The sequence below is a fragment of the Plantactinospora sp. WMMB334 genome (assembly GCF_049179095.1).
GTDB lineage: Bacteria > Actinomycetota > Actinomycetes > Mycobacteriales > Micromonosporaceae > Plantactinospora.
Genome location: NZ_JBMHME010000002.1, coordinates 5563436 through 5584886, shown reverse-complemented (window position 1 = coordinate 5584886; position 21451 = coordinate 5563436). Strand labels below are relative to the sequence as shown.

Below are 21451 nucleotides of genomic sequence, written 5' to 3'. Positions count from 1 at the left end.
TGCGGATGAAGGTCGTGCTCTTCTGCGGCGGGCTCGGGATGCGGATGCGCGAGGACGCCGCCTCCGCGCCCAAGCCGATGGCGATGATCGGGGATCGTCCGCTGCTCTGGCACGTGATGCGCTACTACGCCCACTTCGGGCACACCGACTTCATCCTCTGCCTCGGCTACGGCGCCGTCGCGGTCAAGGACTACTTCCTGCGCTACGACGAGACGCTCTCCAACGACTTCAGTCTCGCCATGCACGGCCGGGACGTGCGGCTGCACTCCGCCGACATCACCGACTGGAACATCACCTTCATCGACACCGGTCTCGGGGCCAGCATCGGGGAACGGCTGATGCGGATCCGCCGGTACGTCGAGGACGAGCCGATGTTCCTGGCCAACTACGCCGACACTCTCACCGACGCGCCGCTGCCGGAGATGGTCGACCGGTTCCACCGCACCGACGCGGTGGCGAGCCTGCTCGCCGTGCCGGTGCAGTCGACGCACCACGTCATCGACATCGCCGCTGGCGACCAGGTCACCCGGGTACGCCCGATCCGCGAGCTGATGCAGTGGGAGAATGGCGGCTACTTCCTGCTCCGCCCGGGGATCTTCGAGGTGCTCCGCGAGGGTGAGGACCTGGTGCCGCACGCCTTCGAGCGGCTGCTGTCGGCGCAGCGGCTGATCGCCCAGCGCTACACCGGGTTCTGGCGGGCCGCCGACACCTTCAAGGACCGGGCCGAGCTGGAGCAGCTCTACCACTCGGCCCGCTGCCCGTGGATGCTCTGGGACGCCAACCGCAGCCGGGGCCGCCGGCCGGCCACCCTGGAGCCGGTGCTCGCCGGTGCGGGCACCCGCGATCCGGGACCGATCGGCGGATGATGCCGCTGCGCCTCTCCGCCGCCCGCTCGGTGGCGCTGCTCGGGGCACATCCGGACGACATCGAGATCGGGGCCGGTGGCCTGCTGCTCGCCCTCGGCGACGTACCCGGGCTCCGGGTGCACTACGTGCTGCTCACCGGCACCCCCGACCGGCAGGCCGAGGCGCGGGCGGCGGCCGGGGCGTTCCTGCCCGGCGCCCGGCTCAGCTTCGCCCTGCACGACCTGCCGGACGGCCGGGTGCCGGCCCGGTGGGGCGAGGCGAAGGAGATCGTCCAGGCCGCCGCCGCGACGCTCCGCGCCGACCTGGTGCTGGCGCCGAGTCCGGACGACGCGCACCAGGACCACCACACACTCGCCGCCCTGGTGCCCACGTCGTTTCGGGACGCCACGGTGTTGTACTACGAAATCCCCAAGTGGGACGGGGACCTGGGCCGGCGCAACGTCTACCTGCCGCTGACCGAGGAGCGGATCCGCCGCAAGGTCGAACTGCTGCACGCCGGCTATCCGTCCCAGCGGGCCCGGGACTGGTGGGACGAGGAGGTCTTCCTCGGCCTGGCGCGACTGCGCGGGATGGAGTGCCGGTCCCGGTACGCCGAGGCGTTCCGGTGCGAGAAAGCGGTGATCGAGCAGTGACCGAAGCAACTGAGACGACCGGGTCGAGTGCCGGCAGGCCGATCTCCGCCTGCCTCTTCGGGGTCCCCGGCGCACATCTGAACCTCGGGGTCGGTGCGCTGCGGGCGGCCACCCTCGGCGGCCTGCTGGCCCGCGAGCCGGGCGCGCGGGTCACCGTCTTCGACGACGGCTGGGGGCAGCGCGCCGGGCACGCCTTCGTGGCCGGCCGACCGGTGCCGATCTCGCTCGCCGGTGCCCGGCACTCGCGCCGCTACCACCGGCCGGAGTCCTACCTGAACATGCGGATCAGCGCCGCGCTCGGCGGGCTCGGCAACGCCGGGCTGGCCCGGATCGACGCCGCCGACGTGGTCCTCGACGTCAGTGGCGGGGACAGTTTCAGCGACATCTACGGCGAGCACCGGTTCCGGACCGTGACCTGGCCGAAGCGGCTCGCCCTGCTCCGCCGCCGCCCGCTGGTGCTGCTGCCGCAGACGTACGGGCCGTTCCGGTCGCCGCGGCTCCGGGCCGAGGCGGCGGCGCTGGTCCGGGGCGCCCGGGCGGCCTGGGCACGCGATCCGGAGAGCTTCGCCGCCCTCGCCGACCTGCTCGGCCCCGACCTCGACCCGCAACGGCACCGGGAGGGCGTGGACGTCGCCTTCGGGCTGGAGCCGAGGGTGCCGGACGAGCCGGCGTACCAGCGGCTGGCCGGATGGTTCGAGGCGGATCCCGGTCCGGTGGCGGGGATCAACGTCAGCGGGCTGATCGCCCGGCCGGAGGGGCGGGCCCGGTTCGGGCTGACCGGGGACACCGCCGAGGTGGCGACCCGGCTCTGCGAGCGCCTGCTCGACCGGTCGGAGGCCCGGGTGATCATCGTGCCGCACGTGCTCACCCCGAACGGAGCCGACGACGACCGGTCGGCCAGCGAACGGCTCTACGCCACCCTGGCACCCCGGTACGGCGACCGGGTCTACCTGGCCCCGTCCGGCCTCGACCCGCACCAGAGCAAGTGGGCCATCGCCCGCACGAGCTGGTTCTGCGGGATGCGGATGCACGCGACGATCGCGGCGCTCTCCTCCGGCGTACCGGCGGCGGTGGTGGCCTACAGCGACAAGGCGCGGGGGGTCTTCGCCAGCGTGGGGCAGCGGGAGCATGTCGCCGACGCCCGCCGGCTCGGCGGTGCCGACCTGCTCGACGCGCTCTGGGACTCCTGGACCGGCCGGGAGGCGGCCGCCGCCGAGCTGGCGGTGCGCACCCCCGCCGCGATCGCGCGGGCCGTCGCCCAGATGGACGAGTTCGTCGCGCTGGCCCGGGCCGAACGGGACCGCCGCCACCCGGCCGGGGTGCGCTGATGGCCCGGCCGCGCACCGTGCACGACGTCGCCGCCGGAAAGCTCTGCACCGGCTGCGGGGTCTGCGCCTATCTCGCTCCCGACGAGGTGCGGATGGTCGACGTACTCGACCACGGCCGCCGGCCGCTGCCGATCACCCCGGTCGGTGCCGGTGTGACCGGCCCGGGCGCGGCGGCGGCGCTGAGCTGCTGCCCGGGGGTGCGGCTGGCCCACGACGACCCCCGGCCCGCGCCGGGCGAGATCGCCGAGCTGCGCGCGGCCTGGGGACCGGTCCGGGCCCTCTGGGAGGGGTACGCGGCCGACCCGCGGATCCGGCACGCCGGCTCCAGCGGCGGGGTGGCGACCGCACTGGCCGGACACTGCCTGACCGCCGAGGGGATGGCCGGGGTGCTGCACATCGGCGCCCGCGCCGACGTGCCGTACCTGAACGAGACCCGGCTCTCCCGCACCCCGACCGAGCTGCTCGCGCACGCCGGCTCCCGGTACGCCCCGGCGAGCCCCTGCGACCGGCTGGACCTGGTCGAGGCGGCCGAGGGTCCCTGCGTCTTCGTCGGCAAGCCCTGCGACGTGGCGGCGGTCCGGATGGCCAGGCGGCTCCGGCCGGAGCTGGACCGCAGGCTCGGGCTGACCATCGCGATCTTCTGTGCCGGCACTCCGACCACCCGGGGCACCCTGGAGATGCTGGCCCGGCTCGGCGTGCCCGACCCGGCCGGGCTGGCCTCGGTGCACTACCGGGGCGCCGGCTGGCCCGGCCAGGCCCGGGCCCGACTCGTCGACGACCCGCCCGGGACGCGCCGGGAGCTGAGCTACGCCGAGTCCTGGGGCGACATCCTGCAGAAGCACCGGCAGTGGCGCTGCTATCTCTGCGCCGACCACACCGGCGAGTTCGCCGACGTGGCGGTCGGGGACCCGTGGTACAGGCCGACCGGCGACGACCCGGGGCAGTCCCTGGTGCTGGCCCGCACCGAGCGGGGCGTGCGGCTGGTGGAGGCCGCCGTCGCGGCCGGCGCGCTGGTGCTGACCCCGGTGGCTCCGGGCATCCTGCCCGCCTCGCAGCCGAACCTGCTGCGGGCCCGGGGCGCGGTCTGGGGGCGGCTGGCCACGCTGCGCGCCGCCGGCCTGATGACGCCCCGGCTGCGCAACCTGCCGATGGCCGGCATCTGGTGGCGGCACCTGTCCACGGTGGAGAAGCTGCGTTCCACCGTCGGCACGCTGCGTCGGATCGGCCGCAAGCGGCTGCGCGAGCCGGCCGCCCTGGAGCCGTACCGTCCGCCGGCCCAGCCGGGGCCGGCGCCGACCCGGCCCGCTCCGGTGGCGCCGCCGACCCGGCCCGCTCCGGTGGCGCCGCCGACCCGGCCCGCTCCGGTGGCGCCGTCGGCTCAGACCACCGGTTGGCCGTTGTCGAAGTAGACGTTGGTGGCCCGTTCCCAGGTGACCCCGGCCCGGTTCCAGCCGGAGGCCACCCCGTAGCGGTAGTCGCGGCCGTACTTGTTGTTCCGGAACAGGATGTTGGAGCCGACCAGCCGAGGGCTGATCCCGATCGAGTAGTTACCGCCGTTGCAGTAGTTGTCCTGGTAGGTCAGGTTCGTCAGCGACGGTGCGGTCTCCGAGCCGATCGTCAGGCAGGAGTTGAACGGGTCCCCGGTCTCCGGCTTGTACGACAGCAGCGTGTTGTGCTGGACGAGGATGTTGTTGCCGCCGGTGCTCTGCAGGATGTCGTTGTGCGAGCCGGCCACCCGGTTCAGGCTGTGGATGTAGGAGTCGTAGACCCGGGTGTTGCTGCTCAGCCGCGGGCCGTCGATCATGTTGTAGATGTTGGCCCGGCGCAGCGTGTAGTCACTGCAACAGATCGAGGCCGAGTTCCGCCCCATGCCGTTGATCTCGACGTCCTGGATCAGCAGGTTGGAGGTCCCGCTCAGCGTCCGGATCGAGTAGGTCGTGCTGTTGCAGGTGATCTTGGAGCGCAGGATCTGCACGTTGGCGGCGGCGACGGTGACGCAGCCGACGATGTTCAGCCCGCTCACCACCTGCCCGGCCTTGCGCAGGCTGAGTGAGCCGGAGTTCCGCAGCGCCGTTCCGGCCGGTACGCCGGTGGTCGCGGCGCTCGGCCAGTACGTGATCGGGGTCGGCGGCGCACCGGCCGGCGCGTACGGCGGCTCGTCGGCCATCGCCGAGTCGGGGTCCGGGTTCGGGATCGGCCCGGGGCTGCTCGGGGCTCCGCCCCGGTACGGCCTGCCGTCCTGGTGGGAGTCGACGATCGTGGCCGGGTTGTCGTCGGTCTGCCGGAACGCCTGGCGGCAACCGTTCACCCGCACCCGCAGCGCCGAATAGCCGCCGGGTGTCACGCCGTCGGTCCGGGCCGAGGTGCAACGGATCTCGGTCTCCTCGATGAGGGTGCCGGTCACGCCGACCCGGATCACGATCGCGGCGCTGCCTCCGGTGCGGATCTTCACCCGCCGGATGGTGACGTTGTCGGCCGCGACCTCGATGGGCCGGTTCACGGTCTGTCCCCAGAGCACGGTGGCGGGCTGGTCCAGCACCAGCGGTGCGGCCCGGACCGGCTGCCCCGCGACGGTGAGCACGAGGTATCCGCTGGCCGCGAGGAGGGCGGCGGTGAGGCCGAAGATGCCGGCGACGGTCGCCCGGCGTCGGATGCGTTCCCGCCGGCCGCGTTCCGATACCCGGTCGAGGTCTGCCGGCTCGGTCGGAGGTGTGGCGTTGGTGTCGGTCACGGCTACCCCCCACAGGCGCGTTGCAGACGGCCATGGCCCACAGCTCGTGCCGCAACGAGGGCCGCTCCCACCACCGATCCGGCCTGTTCCGCGCCGACTCCCCCCGAGCCGACACGATCGCCCGCGACCGAAGCACCCGCCCAGGTCAGAAGGGGTGTGTCTCCGATCGTCTCGATCCGCTGGCCATGACTGAATACTACAAGCCGTATTGAAGCGATTACAATTTGTGATTCAGACGGATTGCAGACAGAAGCCGCCGATCAGCGGTGCTGCTGGCGGGGGAGGATCACCTCGCGGAGCACCAGTTGGATCGCGGCCACCGCCGGGATCGCCACCAGCGCGCCGATCACCCCGAACAGCGCCACCCCGAGCAGCGCCGCGACGATCGCCGCCACGTCGTTGACCTGCACCGAGCGCCGCATCACCCGGGGATAGACGAGATAGTTCTCCAACTGCTGGTAGATGACGAAGAAGACCACGCAGGCGATGCCGGTCGGCACGTCGGCGGCGAAGCCGACCAGGCTGATCACCACCGCCCCGATGGTCGCGCCGACCTGCGGAATGAGGTCGCAGATCGCCACCACCACCGCGAGGGCGAACGGGTACGCCAGCCCGACGATGACCGCGAAGACGAACGTGCTCACCCCGGCCAGCAGCCCGATGGCGAGCGCCCCCACCATGTACGCGCCGACCTTGGTCAGGATCTCGTCGACGATCAACCGGACCCGGTCGCGACGGCTGGCCGGGACCAGGCCGTAGCCGAGGTCGCGTAGCCGCTCGAAGGTGGCCATGAAATAGATGGTCAACACGATCACCGTGACGATGTTGAAGACCGTGCCGAAGATGAAGCCGGCCGCCCCGAATACCCCGCCCAACGCCCGGGTGATGTTCTCGGTGGTGACGGCCGACTCGATCTGACCCATCAGGTCGTATTCGCCGATCAGGTCGTTGACGCTGTCGTTGCGGCGCAGCTGGCCGACGTATCCCGGAAGCTGCTCGATGAGTTCGCCGGTCTGGCTGACGATCGGCGGGACCAGCGCGTAGACCCCACCGGCGATGATGCCGAGCAGGGTCAGTGTGACCACCGTGACGGCGAGGCCACGGGGCAACCCCCAGGAGCGCAGCCGGACCACCGCCGGGTGCAGGCCGATCGCCAGGAAGAGCGCGATGAAGACCAGCACCAGCATCGAGCCCGCGTTGCGGACCGCGAGAAAGATCGTGTACGCGAGCAGCACGCCCAGCCCGCCGGTGAGCCCGATCAGGAACGGGCTGCGCCGCAGCGGCCGGCCCGGCTGACCGAACCGCCCCGACCCGCCGTCACCAGGGCCACCACGCTCGACAGCAGCTCCGGACGGCGGCCCGGTGCTGCGTCGTGGCTCGGCGATGCTCTCCGGGGGCTCGGCGGTGCGTTGCGGGTCGGCGGTGCGTTGCGGGTCGGCGGTGCCTCGCGGGTCGGTGTTGCCTCGCGGGTCGGCGGCCGGCTCGGGCGCGTCACCGGCGTCCCCGCCCTCCCCACCGGCCGGTGGGGTGCCGCCGTCAACCGTCGACCGCATGCTCTCCATCCGGACCTCCCCGACGCCACCACGCCTGCGCCGAGGCTACCGGTCACCCCCAACGCCCGCCGCACCGAAGACAGATCATGATCCGGTAGTGTCCGGCCCGTTGTGGCGGGCCGGACACTACCGGATCATGAATGGCGGTCCGCCGGCTACTCCGAGTCGACGGAGACCTTGGTGGACTTGGTGGCCTGGTCCTCGACGGTCGGCTTGCCGCTCCGCTTCGCGGAATCACCCGTGCTGGTGATCCGGGTCGGCGTCGGCTCCCGGCCGCCGCTGCCCGGCACCGCGGCCACGGTGGGCTCGCCGTCGATGCCGGCGCCGTCGGCCCCGGCGGTCACCGGCTCGGCCACCCGGTTGCCGCCGTCGGTCAACCGGTTGCCCCCAGACGCCCCGTCGCCCGCCGCCCCGTCGCCCGCCGCTCCGGCGTGCTGGTCGGCGGCGGCCTGCTCGGCGGCTGCCTCGACGATCTGCTGCATGTCCGCCTCGGCCCGGGCCAACTGCTGCTCGGCCTGTTGCGCCGACTGCTCGGTGCCGGTCAGCCGCTCCTGCTCGCCGGCGAGCTGGTCCCGCGCGGCGGCGAGCTGTCGCTGGATCCGGTCGGACTCCTGACGGGAGGCGACCGTCTCCTGCCGGATGTCGGCGAGCGCCTGCTGCGCCTCCGCGATCTCCTGCATCACCCCGGCCAACTGCTGCCGGCCGGCGACCGCCTCCTGCTGGGTACTCGCCAGGTGCTGCTGGGTGGTGGCCAGGTGCTGCTGCGCCGTCGCCATGTACTCCTCGAACTGGCGGCGGGACGTCGCGGCCTGCTCGTCGGCCTGCCGCTGCAACTCGGCGAGCCGCTCCTCGGCCTCCCGCCGGATCTCGGCGGCCCGCTCCTCGGCCTCCCCGCGCACCCGGGTGGCGTACTCCTCGGCGTCCCGGCGGAGTTGCTCGGCGCCGCCCTCGATCTCCTGGCGGCGGCTCTCGTACGACTCCTCCAGCTCGGACTGCCGCTCCGCGAACTGCCGTTCCAGCTCGCCCTGCCGTTCCTGGTGCTGCTGTTCCAGCTCGGCCCTGCGCTGGGTGAACTCGTTGTCGGCGCCGGCCCGGTAGGCGGCCAGTTCCTCCTCCAACGCGGTCCGGGCGGCGGTGATCTCCTGCTCGGCCTCGGTCCGTTTGGCGGCGATCTCCTCGTCGGCGGCGGAGATGCGCCGGTTCACCTCCTGCTCGACGCCGGTGCGCCAGGAGCCCAACTCCTGCTGCGTCTCCGCCCGCGCCTTCTGGGCGTACTCCTCGACCTCGGCCCGGGAGCGGCGGACGTACTCGGCGGTCTCCTCGTTGATCCGGGTCGCCTCCTGCTGTGCCTTGGCGTGTGCCGCCTGGCCCGCCTCGCGGAGCTGGGTGGCCTCATGCTTCGCCTTGGCGTGCAGCCCCTGGCCGGCCTCGCGCAGCCGGGTGGCCTCCTGCTTGGCGATCTCGACCATCCGGTCGGCTTCCTGGCTCGCCGCGTCGACGAGCCGCTGCGCCTCCTGCTGGGCCTTGACGTGTGCCGCCTGGCCGGCCTCGCGCAGCCGGGTCGCCTCCTGCTGGGCGGCGTCGCGCAGCCGGTTGGCCTCGTGCTGTGCCGCGTGCCGGAGCCGGGCGGACTCCTGGCGGGCGCGCTCGACGACCTGCTGGCTCTCCCGCTCGGTCCGCTCGGTCAGCTCCTGGGCCTCCCGCGTGGTCCGCTCGGTGAGCCGCCGCGCCTCCTCCTCGGCGGTGTCCCGGAGCTGCTTCGCCTCCTGGACGGCCTTGGCGTGTGCCGCCTGGCTCGCCTCGCGGAGCCGGTTCGCCTCCTCGGCGGCCCGGTTGCGCAGCTCGGAACCCTCCTGCTTGGCCTTCTCGAAGGCGGCCTGCGCGGCCTCGCGCAGCCGGGTGGCCTCCTCGGCGGCGGCGGTGACGGCGGCGTCCGCCTCCGCCCGGCGCGCCGTGTTGACCTTCTCCTCCTCCGCCCGTCGGGCGGCGAGGGCGAGTTCGAAATCGCGCAGCGCGTCGGCGGCCTGCTGGCGGGCGTCCTCCAGCACCTGCTCCGCCTCGACCCGCCGGGCCTCGATTTCCTGGAGCGTCTCCCGGTGGATGATCTCGGCCTGCTCCTCGGCGAGGGTCAGAATCTGTTCGACCACCGGTCCGAGGTGCCGGAACGACGCGCGGTCCACCACGCCGACCTGCCGGCGCACCGCCGTGAGGTCGCGCTGCAACGCCTCGACCTGGCCGGCCAGATTGTGGATCTGGCTGTACGCGTGCTCGCGCTGGGCCGCCAGGGTGGCGATGTCGTTTTCGGCACGAGCGACGTACCGGTCCACCTGCCCTCTGTCGTAGCCCCGGAAGGCCGGCTCGAAGCTCGGCTCCGTAGCGACATCTCCGTTCAGGGCAAAGAGTTCCTCGCCGTGCGACATAGTTCCATCCTCACACGGGTCGCCCCGTTCTGCGGCGATACAGGGCGGGGCTGATGGGACGAAGCTCACCGGTGCGGACAGGACCCCACCTAACGCCTCGTACGCCGTGCAGCGCGCAGGGCCGTACCGGAATTCCGGTACGGCCCTGGCCGTGCTGCTGCCCCGCAGTCCGACCCGCGACCGTCGTGGGGTTAGCTCGCCGCGTCGGCGGGAACCCGCTCCTCCGCGTCGTCCTTCTCGGCGACCGCCGCCGTGGGCGCCTCGGGCTTGTTGGCCGCCCCGCCCACGCCCGGCACGATGCCGGCGAGGCCGGAGAGCATCTGGCCGAGCTGCGAGGTGACCGCGTCCTTCTGCCGGGTGAGGTCCTCGACCTCGCGGCGGGCCGCCTGCGTGGTCAGGTCCGCCTCGGTACGCGCCTCGCTGAGCAGGCGGTGTGCCTCGGCGCGGGCCTCGTTGAGGGTCTTGTCGGCGAGCGCCTTGGCCTTGTCGATGGTCTCGGCGGCGTTCCGCTCCGACTCGACCCGGCGGGCCTCGGCGCGCTGCTCGATCTCCTTGGCGCGGTCCTGCGCCGCCCGGGCCCGCTGCTCGGCCTCGGCGACCAGCTTCTGGGTCTGGGCCACCTGGGCGGCGTGCCGCTCCGACTCCTCGCGCTCCGCCTTCTCACGCCGCTCGGCGAGCTGGAGCTCCAGCGCCTGGAGGTCCTTGTCCCGCTTGTCCCGGGCGTCGGTGAGCAGCTTGGTCGCCTCGGCGCGCTTCTCCTCGGCCTCCCGGGCCGCCTTGGCGCGCTGCTGGGTGATCTCCCGCTCGGCGGTGGCCCGGAGGGTCGCGACCTCGCGCTCGACCGTGGACTTCAGCTCGGCGACCTCGTGCGCGGTCACCGTCCGGAGCTGCTTCGTCTCCCGCTCGGCGTCGGCGCGCAGGGTGTCCGCCTCCCGGCGGGCCTGCACCCGGACCTCGGCGGCCTCCCGCTCGGCGGCGGTGCGGACGCTGCCCGCCTCCCGCTCGGCGGTGGCCTTCATCGCGGCGGCCTCGGCGCGGGCCTTGTCGGTGATCTCCCGCGCCTCCAGCCGGGCGGCCGAGAGGATGCCCTCCGACTCGCGCTTGGCCTCGCCACGGTGGTCGTTCGCCTGCTCCTCGGCGAGGCGCAGGATCTGCTCGACCCGGGTGCCCAGGCCGGAGAGGGTCGGGCGGTTGTTCTCCTCGAGCTGCTTGTTGGTGTCGGTGAGCTTCTGTTCCACCGACGCGAGCCGCTGCTCGGCCTGACGGAGCCGGCGCTGGGCGTCGTTCATCCGCTGCTCGGCCTCGGCCCGGGACTGCTCGGACTGGTTCAGTGCCGCGTTCAGCCGGCCGAGGTGGCTGTTGACCTGCTCACGGTCGTAGCCGCGCAGGGCGACCGTGAAGTCTGGTTGCGAGTTCGCGTTGTCGAAGAACGCGAGAGGGGAGGACTGCTGCTGGGGCATTGGGACATACTTGCAGACTTACCGGGGTGCTTCGCAAGGGCCGGACCGTACTATCGCGCCCAGTTCACAAGGTCAACTCGACCCGCCGTCCGGCCGGGCCATTTACCCGGTCAGCGTCCTGCCAGTCGGGCGACGATCGGGGCGGCGGCGTCCAGGTTGCCGCCGAGGTGCAGATAGCTGACGCCGTACCGGTCACGGAGCGCGAGCAGCCGGTCGACGCACTCGTCGACGCTGCCGTGCAGCACCGACGGCGAGTCGGCCAGCGCGGCCGGGTCGGCGAGGCGGGTGTGACTGGAGGAGGCGCGGTACTCGACACCGCGGTGCTGCACGCGTACGTCGAACATCCGGGCCTGGAACTCCAGATCGGCCGGGTCCCGGCCGGCGGCGACCGCCGCGTCCCTGGCCCAGGCCACCTTCCGGGCGAAGCGTGCGGCGCTCATCTCCTCGACGGCGGCCAGCGGGTCGACGTCCGGGGCGAGCCGCGGGTTGAGCCCGACGATGTCGGCGCGCCGGCCGGCCAGTTGGAGGATCCGCCGGCTGCCCCCGCCGACCAGCAGCGGTGGATGGGGGCGCTGCACCGGCGCCGGAAGCCCGGCGAGTCCGGTGACCCGGTAGTGCTGTCCGGCGAAGTCGACCGGCCTGTCGCCGAAGAGCCGGAGCAGGATCTCGATCGACTCGGCCAACCGGGCGACGCGCACCTGCGGCGGGTCGAACGGCAGCCCCGCCGCGTCGTGGTCGTCGCGGAGCCAGCCGGCGCCGAGCCCGATCTCCACCCGGCCCCCGGAGAAGACGTCGAGGTTGGCCAGGGCCTTGTGCAGCAGGACCGGGTGCCGGAAGTCGTTGCAGAAGACCAAGCCGAGCACCCGCAGCCGGGTGGTCGCCTCGGCGGCGACGGTCATCGCGACCAGCGGGTCCATCGCCCAGCCGCCGGTGAAGTGGTCGGAGACGGAGACCGAGTCGAAGCCGAGGTCCTCGATCCGGCGGACCTCGTCGCGCCACCGCGCCACCGGCCGGTCCAGCCCGGGCATCGCCGCGGTGAACCGGAACGGTCGTACCGCGCCGGAGGCCGGCCGCGCCGTGATGCCGGCAGTGGCCGTGACGCCGGCAGTGGCAGGGACGCCGGCAGTGGCAGGGACGCCGGCAGTGGCACTGGCAGCGGCGCCGGCCGTGGCAGCGGCAGCGGCGCCGGCCGTGGCCGTGGTGCTGGCCGTGGCCGTGGCGGGTGGGGACGGCTGCGTGGGGGGCATCGCCTGACGATATGCGGGCCGGGCGGGCCCGTAGGGCGTTCCCGGCGGGTACCCGAGGCGAAGTCGGATTGTCGACAGGGACGCCGGCCCGACCGGACGGCGGCTTCCGAGCCGCCGGCTCCCGGCCTAGCGTGACCGCTGCCTAGAGGACCTATCGGGAGCTATCGCGGGAGGCCGCCGTGACGGTGCTGCACTTCAACTCGCCGATCTCCGACGACGAGCGTCGGGAACGGCTCTTCGCCGGGGACCTGTTCGTCTACTCGCCGACGCCGCACTCGATGGCGCTTGTCGCCTTCGCCCGGGAGATGACCGAGACCGCGTTCGCGCCGCACTTCCCGCCGGAGGCCCAGCACCAGCTGGCCGGGCCGGACTACGTACGGGTGCTGGCCGACCTGAAGCCCGGTTTCATCAACCATCCACGCAGCGCGGACCTCGTCCGGGGACTCCTCTCCGACCTGGGTGCGGATCCGGCGCAGACCTACTTCGACGTCCCCCGGCTGCGTTCGATGACCAGCGAATATCTCAACGCCGGCCTGACCCTGCAGTTCGAGTCGCACCGGGACACCTGGTTCTCCGCGCCGATGTCACAGATCAACTTCTGGATGCCGGTCTACGAGGTGGCGGAGTCCAACGTGATGGCCTTCCACCCGAGATACTTCGACACCGGGGTCCGCAACAGCTCGCGGGACTACAACTACGCCCAGTGGGTGGCGCACGCCCGCGGCGCCGCGGCGGCGCAGGTGCACGCCGAGACCCGCCGCCAGCCCCGGCTGGAGCAGGAGCTGGAGCGGGAGCCCGACCTGCGGGTGATCACCCCGCCCGGCGGGGTGCTGGTCTTCTCCGGTGCCCAACTGCACGCCACGGTGCCGAACACGTCCGGCCGGACGCGGTTCTCGATCGACTTCCGGGCGGTCAACCTCCGCGACGTGCAGGGTCGGGCCGGTGCCCGCAACGTCGACTCGGAGTGCACCGGCACCACCCTCGGCGACTTCCGCCGGGCCACCGATCTGGCCCCGCTCCCGGCCGACCTGGTCGAGTCCTACGACACCGTGCCCGCCTGAGGTGTTAGGAAGGGCCCCCGCTACAACAGAAAGCGATAACGGGGGGCCCTTCCTTACACCTACGCCTTCTGCACGAGTTCGACGAGGACGCCGCCGGTGTCGCGGGGGTGCACGAAGTTGACCCGCGAGCCGGCGGTGCCGCGCCTGGGCGTCTCGTAGAGCAGCTTGACGCCCCGCTCGCGCAGCGCCGCGCAGGCCGCGTCGACGTCCGCGACGAGGTAGGCGATCTGCTGCAACCCCGGGCCCCTGCGGTGCAGGAACCTGGCGATCGTGGAGTCCGGCGTCAACGGCGCCAGCAGCTGTATCTCCGCGCCGTCCGGGGTCGGGCCGACCCGGAGCATCGCCTCCCGGACTCCCTGCTCGGGGTTGGTCTCGGTGTGTACGCAGCGCATGCCGAAGACCCGCTGGTGGAACTCGATCGCCGCGTCGAGGTCCGGCACGGCCACCCCGACGTGGTCGATGCCGAGCAGGCCGATGCCTGTGAGATAGTCGGCAGCCGGGCCGCCCGAGGTGTCGTCGTCCACCGGGCTAGTCTGACCTAATCGACGTTAAGGTGCTCCGCCAGGCCCCCCGGAGGCGACAGGTCAAATGGCATCCGTGATCGTGAACGGCGCCCGTACCCCGATGGGGCGGCTGCTCGGCAACCTCAGGGACTTTCCGGCGACGAAGCTCGGCGGGATCGCCATCCGGGCCGCCCTGGAGCGCTCCGGGGTCCCCGCCGACCAGGTCCAATACGTGATCATGGGTCAGGTGCTCCAGGCCGGCGCCGGGCAGATCCCGGCCCGCCAGGCGGCGGTCGAGGCGGGCGTCCCGATGTCCGTACCGGCGCTGACGATCAACAAGGTCTGCCTCTCCGGCCTGGACGCGATCGCCCTCGCCGACCAGCTCATCCGGGCCGGCGAGTTCGACATCGTGGTGGCCGGCGGGATGGAGTCGATGACCAACGCCCCGCACCTGCTGCTCGGCCAGCGTGCCGGCTACAGGTACGGCGACGTGACGGTCCGGGACCACATGGCGCTGGACGGCCTCACCGACCCGTGGGACTGCTGCGCGATGGGCGAGTCCACCGAGCGGCACAACGCCCGGCACGCGATCAGCCGGGCCGAGCAGGACGCCTTCGCGGCTGCCAGCCACCAGCGGGCCGCCGCCGCGCAGAAGAACGGTGCCTTCGCCGAGGAGATCGTCCCGGTGACGGTGCCGCAGCGCAGGGGCGACCCGCTGGTGATCGAGGAGGACGAGGGGATCCGGCCGGAGACCACCGCCGAGGGGCTGGCGCGGCTGCGTCCGGCCTTCACCCCGGACGGCACGATCACCGCCGGCAGCTCGTCGCCGATCTCCGACGGTGCCTGCGCGGTGGTGGTGATGAGCGAGGCGAAGGCGCGGGAACTCGGCCTGACCTGGCTCGCCCGGATCGGCGCGCACGGCAACGTCGCCGGCCCGGACAACTCGCTGCACTCGCAGCCGGCGAACGCCATCGCGCACGCGCTGCGCAAGGCCGGACTCGGCGTCGCCGACCTCGACCTGATCGAGATCAACGAGGCGTTCGCCCAGGTCGGCATCACGTCGATGCGGGATCTCGGCGTCTCGGACGAGATCGTGAACGTCAACGGCGGCGCGATCGCGCTGGGCCACCCGATCGGGATGTCCGGCGCCCGACTGGTGCTCACCCTGGCGATGGAGCTGCGCCGCCGGGGCGGCGGCACGGGCGCGGCGGCGCTCTGCGGGGGCGGCGGCCAGGGCGACGCACTGCTCGTGCACGTGCCGGGGCAGGCCGGCGGGCGCGAGTGACGGCAGGGGCGGCCGGAGACCGACCCGCTTCCGGGCCGGCCGTGCCGACCCGCGCCCCCGGCTCGGTGCGGCGCAGCCGGGACGTACCGAGGCTGGTCGCGCTGGCCCGGGAGGGCGATCCCCGGGCGGTCGCCCGGCTGATCACCCTGGTCGAGTCCGGGGACGAGCTGCTGCCGCGGGTGGCGGCGGCCCTCGCGCCGTACACCGGGCGGGCCCAGGTGATCGGGCTGACCGGTTCGCCCGGGGTGGGAAAGTCGACCACCAGCAACGAGCTGGTCCGGGCGCTGCGCTCCCGTGGCCACCGGGTCGGGGTGCTCGCGGTCGACCCGTCCAGCCCGTTCACCGGCGGGGCGATCCTCGGTGACCGGGTCCGGATGCAGGACCACGCCACCGACCCCGGGGTCTACATCCGGTCGATGTCGAGCCGGGGGCACCTGGGCGGGTTGGCGGCGGCGACCCCGCAGGCGGTCCGGGTGCTGGAGGGGGCCGGCTGCGACGTCGTACTCGTGGAGACCGTCGGGGTGGGCCAGGCGGAGGTGGAGGTCGCCTCGCTGGCCGACACCACCGTGGTGCTGCTGGCGCCCGGGATGGGTGACGCGATCCAGGCGGTCAAGGCCGGCATCCTGGAGATCGCCGACGTCTTCGTGGTCAACAAGGCCGACCGGGACGGCGCCGACGCCACCGTGCGGGACATCAACGGCATGATCGCGCTGGGTGAGCGCGGCCCGGGCGAGTGGCGACCCCGGGTGGTGCGCGCGGTGGCAGCCCGGAGCGAGGGGATCGACGACCTGGTCACGGCCGTCGAGAAGCACCACGGCTGGCTGGTCGAGCACGGCGAGCTGCGCCGCCGCCGAGAGACGCGGGCCGCCGCCGAGGTCGAGGCGATCGCGCTCGGCACGCTCCGGGACCGGATGGGCTCGCTCCGCGCGGGTACGTCGCTCGCGTCGCTCGCCGCCCGGGTCGCCGACGGGTCGGTGGACCCGTACGCGGCCGCCGGAGAGCTGCTCGACCAGCTCGACCGGGTCACGGGTGCAGCACGGCGCCCCTGACCACCTTGTCGACCGCGTTCCTCGGCCCGTGTACGGCCAGCCCCACCAGGTCGAGCCGGTCGCGTGCGACCGCCTGTACCGCGGCCCGGTTGTCCCGGTCGTTGCCGGTCGAGAAGAGTTCGCCGGTGAAGGTGGCGATCCGCGTCCCGCGCTCGACGGCCCGCCGGTGCGCGCCGACCAGGACGTCCCGGGCGCCGGTGAAGACCAGCACCGGCTGCCGGAACATCGGCAGGTAGCGGGTGCCGTCGGCGTCCTGGTAGTCGGCGCCGAGCAGCTCCGGCTCGGCCCCGGCGACGCCGCTGGTCAGAAACGCCGTGACGTTGAGCCGCTGCCAGCTCGCCAGGTCGTCGCGGAGCAGGACGGCGATCTTGGTGTCGAAGCGGACACGCGCCTGCTCCGGCCCGGCCGTCGGGACGGCAGCGGTCATCGGGGTACCCCCTCGGTCGGTCGTCGCCCCGAACCTGTCCCGTCGGCGACGGCCCGGTCTTGTACGTTCCTTGCCCGCGCCTTCCCCGCCGGCTTGCCGCTGCCGAGTAGGCTCCGTCAACGCCGACGGTGCCGTGCCGGACCGTCGAGACCAGGGGAGAGAGACGAGCAGATGACCGAGGTTCAGAACGGTTCCGACCAGGCCCCGGAGAGCGTCGCGCCGGCGGCACAGCCCGCCGCCCCGAGGGGCGGCACCGAGGTGTCCGAAGAGGTCATCGAGAAGATCGCCGGTACGGCGGCCCGCTCGGTGCCCGGTGTCGCCGATCTCGGTGGCGACGTGGCCCGGTTCTTCAACAACGTGCTGGACCGGGTCGGCCTGGACGAGGTGGGTGACGCCGGGCGGGGCGTCTCGGCCGAGGTGAGGGGGACCAGCGCGACGATCCGGGTCGTCCTGGTGATCGCGGCCGGTTCGGTCGTGCAGGAGGTGACCGAGGCGGTCCGGGCCACGGTCGTCGAGGCGGTGGAGGCGTACGGCATCACGGTCGCCGAGGTGAACGTCAAGGTCGACGACATCGAGCTGAACGCCGGGCCGGCCGCCGGAGCCTGACCGGGCGCCGTGATCAGGGATCTTCCGGGCGGATCGCACCGGCCACCGCACCGGCCTGGGCCGGGGCCCGGGGCCGGAAGATCCCCTGATCGTGGGTCGCCTTAGCGATCGTTCAGGGATCCCCTCTACACTCGGGCGAAGTCGAGGAGTGCGAGGAGGCCCCCGCGATGAACGCCGAGGAGATCGCCGCCGGTCGAGCCCGCTGGCAGGCCCGGTACGACGGGGCACGCAAGCGGGAGGCGGACTTCACCACGCTCTCCGGGCTGCCCGTCGAGCCGGTCTACGGTCCGCCGGAGGGGAGCGCCGACCCCCGGTTCGCCCGGATCGGCTGGCCGGGCGAATATCCGTACACCCGGGGGTTGTATCCGACCGGCTACCGGGGGCGGACCTGGACGATCCGGCAGTTCGCCGGCTTCGGCAACGCCCGGCAGACAAACGAGCGTTACCGGATGATCCTGGGCGCGGGTGGCGGCGGTCTCTCGGTCGCCTTCGACATGCCGACCCTGATGGGGCGGGACTCCGACGACCCGCAGGCGCTCGGCGAGGTCGGGCACTGCGGCGTCGCCATCGACTCGGCCGCCGACATGGAGGTGCTCTTCGACGGGATCGACCTGGCCGCCGTCACCACCTCGATGACCATCTCCGGGCCGGCGGTGCCGGTCTTCTGCATGTACCTGGTCGCCGCCGAGCGGCAGGGGGCGGATCTCTCCACCCTGGACGGCACGCTGCAGACCGACATCTTCAAGGAGTACATCGCGCAGAAGGAGTGGCTCTTCGACCCCGAGCCGCACCTGCGGCTCATCGGTGACCTGATGGAGTACTGCGCCCGGGAGATCCCGCGCTACAAGCCGCTCTCGGTCTCCGGCTACCACATCCGGGAGGCCGGCTCGACCGCCGCGCAGGAGCTGGCGTACACCCTGGCGGACGGGTTCGGCTACGTCGAGCTGGGGCTGAGCCGGGGGCTCGACGTCAACCGCTTCGCCCCCGGGCTGAGCTTCTTCTTCGACTCGCACGTCGACTTCTTCGAGGAGATCGCCAAGTTCCGGGCCGCCCGCCGGATCTGGGCCCGCTGGCTGCGCGAGGTCTACGGCGCCACCGACGAGCGGGCGCTCTGGCTGCGCTTCCACACCCAGACCGCCGGTGTCTCGCTGACCGCGCAGCAGCCGGTCAACAACGTGGTGCGCACCGCCGTGGAGGCGCTGGCGGCGGTGCTCGGCGGCACCAACTCGCTGCACACCAACGCGCTGGACGAGACTCTCGCGCTCCCCACCGACTCGTCGGCCGAGATCGCGCTCCGGACCCAGCAGGTGCTGATGGAGGAGACCGGGGTCACCAACGTCGCCGACCCGCTCGGCGGCTCCTGGTACGTCGAGGCGCTGACCGACCGGATCGAGGCCGAGGCGGAGGAGATCTTCGCCCGGATCAGGCAGCTCGGCGGCGACGGCCCGCACCGGATCGGGCCGATGACCTCCGGCATCCTGCGCGGCATCGAGGAGGGCTGGTTCACCGGCCAGATCGCCGAGTCGGCCTTCACCTACCAGCAGGCCCTGGAGAAGGGCGACAAGAAGATCGTCGGGGTCAACTGCCACACCGGCACGGTCGCCGAGGAGCTGGAGATCCTGCGGGTCTCGCACGAGGTGGAGCTGGAGCAGCGGCAGGTGCTGGCCGGGCGCAAGGCCGGCCGGGACGCCGCCGAGGTGACCGCCGCGCTCGGCCGGATGGTCGAGGTCGCCCGGACCGGGGAGAACCTGATCCCGCCGATGCTGGCGGCGGTGCGCGCCGAGGCCACCCTCGGGGAGATCTGCGACGCGCTCCGCGCCGAGTGGGGCGTCTACCGCGAACCGGCCCGGTTCTGATCCCCGGGGCCGGGTCCGGTCCGGGCGGTCCGGGCGGTCCGGGCGGTTGGCACGTCCGGCACGGGCGGTTGGACAGGGTTCGCGACACCGCGTGCGAGACTAGGGAACCATGAGCGACCCACGGATCACCTCGTCGATCTTCACCCGCGGCGCGGTCGACCTCGGCGCGTTGCGCGCCGCCCAGACGCCCGCGACACCGGCGGCAGCCGCCCCCTCGCCGGCCGGTCCCGGCAGTGCCGGCGGCCCGGGCACACCCCAGACGGGTGGAGGCGGGGTCACGGTGATCGACGTCACCGAGGCCACGTTCCAGTCCGAGGTGCTGGAACGGTCCCTGAACACGCCCGTCGTCATCGATTTCTGGGCCGAGTGGTGCGAGCCCTGCAAGCAGCTCTCCCCGGTGCTGGAGCGGCTGGCCGTCGAGGGCGGCGGCTCCTGGGTGCTGGCCAAGATCGACGTCGATGCCAACCAGCGGCTCGCGCAGATGTTCCGGGTGCAGAGCATCCCGATGGTCTACGCCGTGGTGGGCGGCCAGCCGGTCGACGCCTTCGCCGGTGTGGTGCCCGAGGCCCAGCTGCGGCAGTGGATCGGCGCCGTGCTCAAGGCCGGCGGGGTGTCGGTCGAGGCCCCGGAGGACCCCCGGCTCAGCGAGGCCGACGAGGCGCTGATCAGCGGTGACCTGGACGCCGCCGAGCGGGCGTACAAGAAGATCCTCTCGGACGCGCCCTCGGACGCCGCGGCCGAGGCCGGCCTGGCACACGTCGCGCTGGCCCGCCGGGTGAGCGGCGCGGACCCGGCGGCGGCGCTGGCCGCGGCCGCGGCGGCGCCGGACGACGTACCGGCGCAGCTGCTCGCCGCCGACGTGGAGGTGCTCAGCGGTCAGGCGGAGCAGGCGTACGCCCGGCTGGTCGAGCTGGTCCGCCGGACGGCCGGCGACGACCGGGAGGTGGCCCGGCAGCACCTGGTCTCCCTCTTCACCATCGCCGGTCCGGACGATCCCGCGGTGGCCGGTGCCCGACGGGCGCTCTCGCGTGCGCTTTTCTAGACAATAGGCAGCTAGCGTCAGTAGGCACTACGAGCGGCACGAGTGCCGGCCTGGCAGCCGCGATACCGGACGGGAGCACAGTATGCGCCGGATCGCCGTCCTGGACGCCCCGTCCAACCTGGGTCTGCGTCCACCGACCCCCACGTCGGTGCCGGGCTGCGCCAAGGCGCCGGGCGCGCTGCGCGACCACGACCTGCTCGGCCGGCTCGCCGCCCGGGACGCCGGCTGCCTCACCCCGCCCCGGTACGACCCGGGCGACTGGCGTCCCGGGGACGGGGTGTGCCACGCCGACGCGATCGCGCGGTACTCGACGGAGCTGGCCGAGCGGATCGGCGGCATCATCGACCAGGGGGAGTTCCCGCTCGTGCTCGGCGGGGACTGTTCGGTCCTGCTCGGCTCGGCACTGGCCATGCACCGGCTCGGCGAGGCGGTGGGTGGTCGGATCGGCCTGGTCTTCGTCGACGGCCACTCCGACTTCCGGCATCCGGGCAACGCCTCCTACGTCGGCGCCGCCGCCGGGGAGGACCTGGCCCTGGTCACCGGGCGGGGGCAGGCCGACCTGGCCGCCATCGAGGGGCGCCGGCCATACTTCCGGGACATCGACGTGGTGGTGCTCGGCATCCGGGCGCACGACGAGTACCGGCTCGATCTCCAGGCGGCCGGGATCGTGACCCGGCCGGTGCCGGCGCTGCGGGTCGAGGGGGCGGCCCGGACGGCGCAGTGGGCACACGACCAGTTGACCGACTGCGCGGGTTACTGGCTGCACGTCGACGTCGACGTGCTCGATCCGGCCGTGATGCCGGCGGTCGACGCACCGGACCCGGGCGGGATCGCCTTCGCCGAGTTGGAGTTGCTGCTGGCCGGGCTGGTCGACACCCCGCACTGCCTGGGGGTGGAGCTCACCGTCTTCGACCCGGACTACGACCCGGACGGCAGTTACGCGGCCGAGATCGTCGAGGCCCTGGTCGCCGGCCTGGCCCCGGTCGCCGCGCCGGAGGCGGTGCCGCCCCGGCTGGCCCCGAGCCGGCCGGCCGCCCCCGGGCGGGACCCGGTCGTGCCGGGACCCCGTACGGTGTCCCAAGCCTCTCCGGCGGCACCTTCCCAAGCCGTTCCGGCGGCACCCTCCCAAGCCGTTCCGGCGGTGCCGGTCCGGCGGCCGGTGGTGCCGTCGACCGGCGCGGCGCCGGCCACCGTCCGGCGGGGGATACCGGCGGTCGAGTTTCCCGCCTTCTCCCGCCCCTCTCCGGCCGCGACGGCGTTCGGAGCGGTGCCGGCCCCGTCCGCTCCGTCCACTGCGCCGGGCTCGACCGGCGCGGCGAGCGAACCCGCCGGGCGGGAGGGTGCCGACACGGGATCGGCCGGTCCGCGGCCTGTCGAGGCAGCTT

At 73.2% G+C, this 21451-nt stretch carries 17 protein-coding genes and 1 pseudogene; 11 read left to right on the top strand and 7 right to left on the bottom strand.

What is annotated here, in order from left to right; translation table 11 throughout:
* Positions 1-5: 5 nt before the first annotated feature.
* From ACN27G_RS23845 to ACN27G_RS23830, 4 genes are read left to right on the top strand one after another with little or no spacing between them, the layout of a single operon-like run.
* Positions 6-866 carry a glucose-1-phosphate cytidylyltransferase gene (locus ACN27G_RS23845; protein ID WP_421494990.1) on the top strand — a complete coding sequence of 287 codons (861 nt, stop codon included), beginning with the start codon at positions 6-8 and terminating at the stop codon, positions 864-866.
* Entirely contained in the window at positions 863-1498 is a 636-nt protein-coding gene (locus ACN27G_RS23840; protein WP_421494989.1) for a PIG-L deacetylase family protein, read from the top strand. The genes ACN27G_RS23845 and ACN27G_RS23840 overlap by 4 nt, the downstream gene beginning before the upstream one ends.
* Positions 1495-2826 carry a polysaccharide pyruvyl transferase family protein gene (locus ACN27G_RS23835; RefSeq protein ID WP_421494988.1) on the top strand — a complete coding sequence of 444 codons (1332 nt, stop codon included), beginning with the start codon at positions 1495-1497 and terminating at the stop codon, positions 2824-2826. Before ACN27G_RS23840 ends, ACN27G_RS23835 begins: the two co-directional genes overlap by 4 nt.
* Entirely contained in the window at positions 2826-4235 is a 1410-nt protein-coding gene (locus ACN27G_RS23830) for a Coenzyme F420 hydrogenase/dehydrogenase, beta subunit C-terminal domain (protein ID WP_421494987.1), read from the top strand. Before ACN27G_RS23835 ends, ACN27G_RS23830 begins: the two co-directional genes overlap by 1 nt.
* On the opposite strand, the gene ACN27G_RS23825 is transcribed toward ACN27G_RS23830, so the two are convergent.
* From ACN27G_RS23825 to ACN27G_RS23805, 5 genes are all read right to left on the bottom strand, one after another.
* Positions 4205-5557: a hypothetical protein gene (locus ACN27G_RS23825; protein ID WP_421494986.1), complete on the bottom strand. Its 1353-nt coding sequence runs from the start codon at positions 5555-5557 to the stop codon at positions 4205-4207. The two genes, ACN27G_RS23830 and ACN27G_RS23825, sit on opposite strands and share 31 nt — an antisense overlap.
* 260 nt (positions 5558-5817) lie before the next feature.
* Positions 5818-7119, bottom strand: a complete 1302-nt coding sequence (locus ACN27G_RS23820) for an AI-2E family transporter (protein ID WP_421494985.1) — start codon at positions 7117-7119, stop codon at positions 5818-5820.
* A gap of 146 nt (positions 7120-7265) precedes the next feature.
* Complete coding sequence (locus ACN27G_RS23815) at positions 7266-9530, bottom strand: hypothetical protein (RefSeq protein WP_421494984.1); 2265 nt, start codon at positions 9528-9530, stop codon at positions 7266-7268.
* Positions 9531-9721: 191 nt separating this feature from the next.
* Positions 9722-10990 (bottom strand): cell division protein DivIVA, encoded by a 1269-nt coding sequence (locus tag ACN27G_RS23810; RefSeq protein WP_421494983.1) that lies wholly within the window; start codon positions 10988-10990, stop codon positions 9722-9724.
* A 110-nt stretch (positions 10991-11100) separates the two neighbouring features.
* Positions 11101-12237, bottom strand: a complete 1137-nt coding sequence (locus ACN27G_RS23805; protein WP_421494982.1) for a TIGR03621 family F420-dependent LLM class oxidoreductase — start codon at positions 12235-12237, stop codon at positions 11101-11103.
* Between the two features lie 179 nt (positions 12238-12416).
* Between ACN27G_RS23805 and ACN27G_RS23800 the strand changes: the two genes are divergently transcribed.
* The gene (locus ACN27G_RS23800; protein WP_421494981.1) at positions 12417-13298 is read left to right on the top strand and encodes a hypothetical protein; all 882 of its coding nucleotides are present in this window, start codon (positions 12417-12419) and stop codon (positions 13296-13298) included.
* A gap of 59 nt (positions 13299-13357) precedes the next feature.
* On the opposite strand, the gene mce is transcribed toward ACN27G_RS23800, so the two are convergent.
* On the bottom strand, positions 13358-13822 hold the full coding sequence (mce, locus tag ACN27G_RS23795) for a methylmalonyl-CoA epimerase (RefSeq protein WP_421494980.1): 465 nt from the start codon (positions 13820-13822) through the stop codon (positions 13358-13360).
* Between the two features lie 64 nt (positions 13823-13886).
* Here mce and ACN27G_RS23790 point away from each other — a divergent pair, with 64 nt between their 5' ends.
* The gene (locus ACN27G_RS23790; RefSeq protein WP_421494979.1) at positions 13887-15086 is read left to right on the top strand and encodes an acetyl-CoA C-acetyltransferase; all 1200 of its coding nucleotides are present in this window, start codon (positions 13887-13889) and stop codon (positions 15084-15086) included.
* 41 nt (positions 15087-15127) lie between these two features.
* Positions 15128-16135 (top strand): methylmalonyl Co-A mutase-associated GTPase MeaB, encoded by a 1008-nt coding sequence (gene meaB, locus ACN27G_RS23785; protein ID WP_421494978.1) that lies wholly within the window; start codon positions 15128-15130, stop codon positions 16133-16135.
* Here the strand turns inward: meaB and ACN27G_RS23780 are convergent.
* The gene (locus ACN27G_RS23780) at positions 16110-16562 is read right to left on the bottom strand and encodes a DUF2000 family protein (RefSeq protein ID WP_421494977.1); all 453 of its coding nucleotides are present in this window, start codon (positions 16560-16562) and stop codon (positions 16110-16112) included. The two genes, meaB and ACN27G_RS23780, sit on opposite strands and share 26 nt — an antisense overlap.
* Positions 16563-16733: 171 nt before the next feature.
* Here ACN27G_RS23780 and ACN27G_RS23775 point away from each other — a divergent pair, with 171 nt between their 5' ends.
* The 4 genes and pseudogenes from ACN27G_RS23775 to ACN27G_RS23760 form a co-directional block, all read left to right on the top strand.
* Positions 16734-17168: an Asp23/Gls24 family envelope stress response protein gene (locus ACN27G_RS23775; RefSeq protein WP_421494976.1), complete on the top strand. Its 435-nt coding sequence runs from the start codon at positions 16734-16736 to the stop codon at positions 17166-17168.
* A 167-nt stretch (positions 17169-17335) separates the two neighbouring features.
* Positions 17336-19024, top strand: coding sequence for an acyl-CoA mutase large subunit family protein (locus ACN27G_RS23770; protein ID WP_421494975.1), 1689 nt, complete (start codon positions 17336-17338; stop codon positions 19022-19024).
* A gap of 109 nt (positions 19025-19133) precedes the next feature.
* Entirely contained in the window at positions 19134-20066 is a 933-nt protein-coding gene (locus tag ACN27G_RS23765) for a tetratricopeptide repeat protein (protein WP_421494974.1), read from the top strand.
* An 82-nt stretch (positions 20067-20148) separates the two neighbouring features.
* Positions 20149-21228: pseudogene (locus ACN27G_RS23760) on the top strand (arginase family protein); the annotation flags it as partial.
* Positions 21229-21451 lie beyond the last annotated feature (223 nt).